This window comes from Aminobacter sp. P4_D5 (assembly GCF_056401815.1).
Window position 1 is genome coordinate 1 of sequence record NZ_JBFUIP010001372.1, and the last position, 523, is coordinate 523.

At 74.6% G+C, this 523-nt stretch carries 2 protein-coding genes; one reads left to right on the forward strand and one right to left on the reverse strand.

The window, feature by feature from the left end; translation table 11 throughout:
* Positions 1–240, reverse strand: a 240-nt coding sequence (locus AC1DWF_RS38475) for an ROK family protein (RefSeq protein WP_476843651.1), incomplete at its 3' end; no start/stop codon positions are given.
* 86 nt (positions 241–326) lie between these two features.
* On the opposite strand from AC1DWF_RS38475, the gene AC1DWF_RS38480 reads away from it, so the two are divergent.
* Positions 327–523: sulfurtransferase TusA family protein (locus AC1DWF_RS38480; protein ID WP_476843652.1), on the forward strand; the 197-nt coding region annotated here is incomplete at its 3' end.

The window sequence follows — 523 nt, forward strand, 5'->3', positions numbered from 1 at the left end:
GGTGGAGTTGGCGCCGCGCACCAGCCCGGTCGCGGGCGAGAGGCTGCCGGGGATACCAACCCCCACCGTCCCGCGGTCGCCCAGCTCCGCCTCCACCCCGGCGACCAGCCCGGCGATGGCGGCGATCACCTCCGCATAGGCGGGCGGCGTCGGCCGCCGGCGGCGCAGGATCTGCGCCCCCGACGCGTCCAGCGCCACCACCTCGATCTTGGTCCCGCCCAAATCCACGCCGATCCGCATGGCCGGCAGGCTGCGTCGGCCGGCCCCTTGCGGGCAAGCCCTCACCCCTTGCGGGCAAGCCCGGGCGGATGTGGGATAGGGGGGACATGCCCGATCCCCTCGACCTGCCCCTGGACCTGCGCGGCCTCGCCTGCCCGCTCCCCGTGCTCAAGGCGAACAAGGCGCTGCGTGGCATGGCGCCGGGCGAGACCCTGGTCCTGCTCGCCACCGATCCCGCCGCCGTGAAGGACTTTCACGCCTATGCCCAGGAGACCGGGCACGAGCTCCTGGCCTGGGCGGAGGA